Genomic DNA, 6,247 nt, shown 5'->3' on the forward strand with positions numbered 1-6,247 from the left:
AACCCCCATGACTCTCACACAAGCCGACATCGACCTGGAGATCGCGGCCGAGCACGCCGCGTACGAGAAGCGCCTCGCCGACGGCGCCCCCGTCGAGCACCAGCCGCGCCGCGACTACGCGCCGTACCGCTCCTCGGTGCTGCGGCACCCCAAGCAGCCGCCGATCACCATCGACGTGAGCAAGGACCCGGAGCTGGTGGAGCTGTCCTCCCCCGCCTTCGGGGAGCGGGACATCACCGAGATCGACAACGACCTCACCCGGCAGCACCAGGGCGAGCCGATCGGCGAGCGCATCACCGTCTCCGGACGCGTCCTCGACCGCGACGGGCGCCCCGTCCGCGGTCAGCTGGTCGAGGTCTGGCAGGCGAACTCCGCCGGCCGCTACGCCCACCAGCGCGAGCAGCACGACGCCCCGCTGGACCCGAACTTCACCGGCGTGGGCCGCACGCTGACGGACGACAGCGGCTTCTACCACTTCACCACCGTCCAGCCGGGCCCCTACCCGTGGCGTCAGCACGTCAACGCCTGGCGACCGGCCCACATCCACTTCTCGCTGTTCGGTTCGGCCTTCACGCAGCGGCTCGTGACACAGATGTACTTCCCGAGCGACCCGCTGTTCCCCTACGACCCGATCATCCAGTCCGTGACGGACGACGCGGCCCGGCAGCGGCTGGTGGCGACCTACGACCACAGCCTGTCGGTGCCCGAGTTCTCGATGGGCTACCACTGGGACATCGTGCTCGACGGGCCGACCGCCACCTGGATCGAAGAAGGGCGCTGACCCGCCATGACGAAGATCGACACGACCAGGCCGGAAGCCGTGCTGCCCACGCCCTCGCACACGGTCGGCCCCTTCTACGGCCACGCGCTGCCCTTCCCCGGCGGCGGTGACATCGCGCCCCTCGGCCACCCGGACACCCTCACCCTGCGCGGATACGTGTACGACGGCGACGGCAATCCGTTGCCGGACGCCTTCCTGGAGCTGTGGGGACCCGACACGGACGGCACCCTGTCCACGGTCGACGGCTCGATCAGGCGCGACGCCGCGACGGGGGGCTATCTGGGCCGCAACGGCGTGGAGTTCACCGGCTGGGGACGCGTGCAGGTCGACGCAGGCGGGCACTGGACCGCGCACACTTTGCGGCCCGGAGCACGCGGACACAGCGCGCCGTACATCAGCGTGTGCGTGTTCGCCCGTGGTCTGCTCGTGCACCTGTTCACCCGGATCTACCTGCCGGGCGACGAGGCGGCGCACGCCACGGACCCCTTGCTGTCCCAGCTGGACGAGGAGCGACGCGACACGCTGATCGCCGTACGGGAGGACAGCGGCACGTACCGTTTCGACATCCGCCTTCAGGGCGAAGGCGAAACGGTCTTCCTGGAGTTCGAGTGACCTTCACGTCCGCTCCGTATGCCGACACCGGCCTGCTCGCCCCCGAGTGGGGGCTGTCCGCCGCCGCGTCCGAGACCGGCGACCACGCCTATCTGCGGGCGATGCTCGACGCGGAGGCCGCGCTGACGCGGGCCCAGGCGACGCTGGGGCTCGCTCCGGCCGAGGCCGCGGCAGCGGTGACCGAGGCAGCCGTTCCGGCGGGCTTCGGCATCCGCTCCCTGGCTGCACGCACCCCGGCCGGCGGCAACCCGGTCATCCCGCTGGTCGCCGACCTGACGGCGGCGGTCGGCGAGGAGTACGGCCCCTACGTCCACCGGGGTGCGACCAGCCAGGACATCATGGACACGGCGACGATGCTGGTCGCCCGGCGCACCCTGGACCTGATCCTCGCCGACCTCGCCCGCACCGCACAGGCACTGGCCCGCTCGGCGGCCGAGCACCGCGACACGGCGATGCCCGGACGCACGCTCACCCAGCACGCCGTACCGACGACGTTCGGGCTGAAGGCGGCCGGCTGGCGCTCACTGGTCCTGGACGCGAGGGACCGCATCACCCGGGTACGGGACGCGCTGCCCGCCCAACTCGGCGGCGCCGCCGGGACCTTGGCGGCCTTCCACGCGTACGGGGCCGAGGACACCGGCGCGCTGACGGAGGCGTACGCCCGCGAAGTGGGCCTCGCGGCACCGCCGTTGCCCTGGCACACGCTCCGTACACCCGTCGCCGACCTGGCCGGCTGTCTGGCCTTGACGGCGGGGGCGCTGGGCAAGCTCGGCGTGGATGTGCTGACGCTGTCGCGCACCGAGATCGGCGAGGTGGCCGAGGGCAGTGGCGGCGGTTCGTCGGCCATGCCGCACAAGGCCAACCCGGTGCGGTCCACGCTCCTCGCGGCGGCCGCCCGGCGGGCCCCGCAGCTCGCGGCCACCCTGTACGGCTCTCTCGCCGCCGAGGACGAGCGGCCGGCCGGGGCCTGGCACGCCGAGTGGGCGCCGCTGCGCGACCTGCTGCGCCTGGTGGGCGGCGCCGCCGGCCATGCCGCCGAGCTCACCGAGGGGCTGCAGGTGCACCCCGCCGCGATGCGCCGGAACCTCGACGCGACCCGGGGCCTGATCGTCTCCGAGCGACTGTCCGCGGAGCTGGCACCCCTGCTCGGCCGCGCCCGCGCCAAGGAACTGCTCACCGGCCTGGCACGGCGCACCCACACCGAAGGCCGCACGCTCCCCGAACTCCTCGCCGAGGAACCGGAGTTGAAGGACGTCGACCTCGACGATCTCACCGACCCCACCCGCTACACCGGCTCCGCCGGGGCCCTCACCGACCGTGCTCTGGAGCGACGTTGACCGACACCCTCCTCAACCACCGTGCCGAAGGTCCCGCCTCCGCTCCCCCGCTGCTGCTCGGGCCCTCGCTCGGCACCTCGCTCGCCCTGTGGGACCAGGTCGCGCCCGAACTGTCCATCAGCCACCGGGTGGTCCGCTGGGACCTGCCGGGGCACGGCGGCTCCGCGGCCGGCCTGATCGGCCCGGGCGCGAGTGTCGGCGACCTCGCCGATCTGGTGCTCGCGCTCGCCGACTCCCTCGGCATCGGGCAATTCGCCTACGCGGGCGTGTCGTTGGGCGGCGCGGTGGGGCTGCATCTCGCCGTGCACCACCCTGAGCGGCTGTCGTCCCTGGCGGTGATCTGCTCGTCCGCCCACTTCAACGGCTCGAAGCCGTGGGAGGAGCGGGCGGCTGCCGTACGCGCGGGCGGCCTGGCGACGCTCGTCGAGTCCGCGAACTCCCGCTGGTTCACGGGTGGTTTCACCGTGCCGCGGCTGGTCGAGGACCAGCGCACGGCGGACCCGGACGCGTACGCCGCCTGCTGTGACGCCCTGGCCGCCTTCGACCTCCGCGACCGGCTCCCGGAGATCGCCGCACGCACCCTGCTCATCGCGGGCCGCGAGGACCGGGCGACGCCGCCCCCGCACCTGCGGGAGATCGCGGACGCGGTGCCCGGCGCCACGCTGGTGGAACTCCCCGGGGCTTCACATCTGGCGCCCGCCCAGTGCCCGGCGGCCGTACTGACCGCGCTGCGGGCCCACCTCACCGGCGGCGCCAAGCGGGGCATGGAGGTGCGGCGCGAGGTGCTCGGCGACGCACACGTGGACCGGGCGCAGGACCGCCAGACGCCTTTCACCGCACGCTTCCAGGACTTCATCTCCCGCTACGCCTGGGGCGAGGTCTGGACCGACCCCACCCTCTCGCGCCGCGAGCGCAGCATGATCACGCTGACGGCGCTGGTCGCGCACGGCCACTACGACGAGCTGGCCATGCATGTACGGGCGGCGCGGCGCAACGGGCTCACCCCGGAGGAGATCGGCGCCGTACTCCTGCAGACCGCGGTGTACTGCGGGGTGCCGGCGGCGAACTCGGCGTTCGCGACGGCGCAGCGGGTGCTGGCCGAGGAGGACGGCAGCGGAGGGTGACCCTGGTGGTCGTAGCTTCAGCAGCATCTCGCGGACGCCTCCGCCGTGTGTCTACGGTGGAAACATGTCCACCATCCTGATCACCGGTTCCACCTCCGGCCTCGGCCGTCACGTCGCCTTCGAACTGGTCCGCGCCGGGCACACCGTCCTCGCGCACGGCCGCGACCCGGGCCGCACCGAGCGGCTCGTCGACGAACTGCGCGCCGAGGGCGACGCCCGGGGATTCGTCGCCGATCTGGCTTCGCTGGCCCAGGTCGGCGAGCTGGGCCGGCAGGTTGCCGCGGCGCACCCGGACCTGAACGTACTGATCAACAACGCCGGTGTGGGCAGCGGAGCACGCGGCGAGGACCGTGAGCTGAGCTCCGACGGCCATGAACTGCGCCTGGCGGTCAACTACTTGGCCCCTGTCGCCCTCACCCGCGCTCTCCTGCCCGTGCTGCGCGCGAACGCCCCCGCGCGCATCGTCAACGTCGGTTCCGCGGGCCAGGAGCCGCTGGACTTCGACGACCCGGAGCTGACCCGCGGCTACAACGGCGTCTCGGCGTACTGCCGCAGCAAGTTCGCACTCGCCGCCCACACGTTCTCGCTCGCCGAGGAGCTGGCGGGCAGCGGCGTCTTTGTGAACGTCCTGCACCCGGCCACGTACATGGACACGACGATGGTCCGCGAGGCAGGCATCAGCCCATGGTCCACCGTCGCCGACGGCGCGGCGGGCGTACTGGCCCTGGCCGGCCAGGAGTTGGGGACCGGCGGGTACTACGACGGTACGAGCCCGTCGCGGGCGCACACGGGGACGTACGACCCCGAGGTCCGGGGACGCCTGGCGGCGGTCACGGATCAGCTCCTCAAGAGCTGAACGGGCTCCGGGGCGTTGCGTGCGTCACCGCAGGCCGCGCCCCGTCGCCAGCACCTCTTCCGCCTTGACGACCAGGCCGTCCGCGCCGCACGAACGCGCCAGTGCCAGGCCCTTGTTGAGCTCGGAGACGGACCGCGCGGCGATGCCGTACTCGACGCGTGCTGCCGCGTGTTCGTACTGGCAGGGGGAGGCTTCCAGATAGGCGACCGCCTGGGTGGCCAGCCGTACCGCCTGCTGGCCGGTGGCCAGGGCCGCGGCACAGCGCAGGGCCTCGCCGATGGCCGTGTCGGTTCCGAAGCGCTCGGCCTGGCGGCGGGCGTCGGCGGCGAGGGCGGCGGCACGCGGCGGGTCGTCGTGGGCGAGCGCCCGGGCGAGGTCCACGGCCCAGGGCGCCAGCACCGTGTTGTGGTGACCGCGGGCGGCGGCCTCCTTCTCGGCCACCTCCAGTTCGTTGACGCCTTCCTTCGTACGGCCGACGGCGAGCAGCAGCCGGCCGCGTACGGAGCGGGTGTCCGGCAGGACGATCGTGGACGGGTAGGGCGGGGCGAAGCCGTACCGCTCGGCGATCTCCGCGGCCTCGTCGACATGGCCGCGGGCGAGCAGCGTGTCGACGAGTCCGCAGGTCGCCGACCAGTACAGGGGCAGCCCGCGGCCGACGCGCTCCGCCAGCCGCAGTGACTCGCGCAGGATGGTCTCGGCGTCCCTGAGACGGCCCTGCCTGCGGTAGGCGAGGCCGAGGAACGCGTGGGCGAGCGCGAGGTGGCCGCCGCTCCACCCAGCGGTCGTATAGGCGCGCAGGGCTTCGTTGAAGAGACTCTCCGCGCGCTCCAGCCGGTCGGCGTAGGCGTACGAACTGCCCAGCATCATGAGGAGTTCGATGCCCCACTCGGTGTCGGTCCAGCCGAGTCCGGGGGCGAGGCGTCCGTTGACCAGGGCGCGGTCGCAGAGTTCCACGACCTCCTCGGCGCTCTCGCCCCGGGTCATCGCGTCGAAACCGCGCAGTATGAGCAGGGCGCGTTCGGAGTTGTCGCGGCCGGTGCACGTCCTGACGAGTTCGGCGAGGCTGCGCGAGCGGTTCGGGGAGTGCTCCTCCCCGGCGTGGATGCCCTCCCACATGTAGTGCACGGCCTGCAGCCGCATACGGGCGGGGCCCGGTGCGAGACGGGCGGCCTCGGCGTCGACCGTGCGGACGGCCTCGTCCAGCTGGTCGTTGTGCAGCAGGGCCTGGGAGAGGCGGAAGACCGCGTCCACCCTCAGGTCGCCTTCGAGGCCCGGCCGTTCCAGGGCGGCGCGCAGATGGCCGATCGTGGTGGCGGGCGCCGTCAGCAGGGTGGCACAGCCCAACTCGTAGAGCACGCGCGCGTGGACCTCGGGAAGCGGCGGCTCCGCGAGGGCACGCTCCAGACAGCGCCGCGCCGCGTCGGGTGCGCCGACGGCTCGAAAGCGTCCGAAATTTTCGCTCGCCGCAGTCCCGCCCCCACCGATTGACGCACTGTCCCCCGCTGGTGACACTCCGAGGGCAGCTCAATCAACAGAA

General features: G+C 72.8%; 5 protein-coding genes and 1 pseudogene. 5 read left to right on the plus strand and 1 reads right to left on the minus strand.

Going from position 1 to position 6,247, the window contains the following annotated elements; genetic code table 11:
* Nucleotides 1-7 precede the first annotated feature (7 nt).
* The 5 genes from pcaH to ACN6LB_RS20605 all read left to right on the plus strand — a co-directional run bounded on the left by pcaH (nucleotide 8) and on the right by ACN6LB_RS20605 (nucleotide 4,710).
* A complete protein-coding gene (gene pcaH / locus ACN6LB_RS20585; protein ID WP_356143145.1) occupies nucleotides 8-781 on the plus strand; it encodes a protocatechuate 3,4-dioxygenase subunit beta in 774 nt (257 codons plus the stop codon).
* A gap of 6 nt (nucleotides 782-787) precedes the next feature.
* On the plus strand, nucleotides 788-1,393 hold the full coding sequence (pcaG, locus tag ACN6LB_RS20590; protein WP_445027198.1) for a protocatechuate 3,4-dioxygenase subunit alpha: 606 nt from the start codon (nucleotides 788-790) through the stop codon (nucleotides 1,391-1,393).
* On the plus strand, nucleotides 1,390-2,730 hold the full coding sequence (gene pcaB, locus ACN6LB_RS20595) for a 3-carboxy-cis,cis-muconate cycloisomerase (protein WP_445027199.1): 1,341 nt from the start codon (nucleotides 1,390-1,392) through the stop codon (nucleotides 2,728-2,730). Before pcaG ends, pcaB begins: the two co-directional genes overlap by 4 nt.
* Nucleotides 2,727-3,854: a bifunctional 3-oxoadipate enol-lactonase/4-carboxymuconolactone decarboxylase PcaDC gene (pcaDC, locus tag ACN6LB_RS20600; protein ID WP_445027200.1), complete on the plus strand. Its 1,128-nt coding sequence runs from the start codon at nucleotides 2,727-2,729 to the stop codon at nucleotides 3,852-3,854. Before pcaB ends, pcaDC begins: the two co-directional genes overlap by 4 nt.
* Nucleotides 3,855-3,918: 64 nt before the next feature.
* Nucleotides 3,919-4,710, plus strand: a complete 792-nt coding sequence (locus tag ACN6LB_RS20605; protein ID WP_445027201.1) for an SDR family NAD(P)-dependent oxidoreductase — start codon at nucleotides 3,919-3,921, stop codon at nucleotides 4,708-4,710.
* Between the two features lie 24 nt (nucleotides 4,711-4,734).
* Here the strand turns inward: ACN6LB_RS20605 and ACN6LB_RS20610 are convergent.
* Nucleotides 4,735-6,228: pseudogene (locus ACN6LB_RS20610) on the minus strand (tetratricopeptide repeat protein); the annotation flags it as partial.
* Between the last annotated feature and the right edge of the window lie 19 nt (nucleotides 6,229-6,247).

This window comes from Streptomyces sp. SAS_270, from assembly GCF_052543295.1.

Bases quoted from the DNA above. Each gene is read 5' to 3' on its own strand.
- pcaH (WP_356143145.1), top strand. From the start codon at position 8: ATGACTCTCACACAAGCCGACATCGACCTGGAGATCGCGGCCGAGCAC.
- pcaG (WP_445027198.1), top strand. From the start codon at position 788: ATGACGAAGATCGACACGACCAGGCCGGAAGCCGTGCTGCCCACGCCC.
- ACN6LB_RS20605 (WP_445027201.1), top strand. From the start codon at position 3,919: ATGTCCACCATCCTGATCACCGGTTCCACCTCCGGCCTCGGCCGTCAC.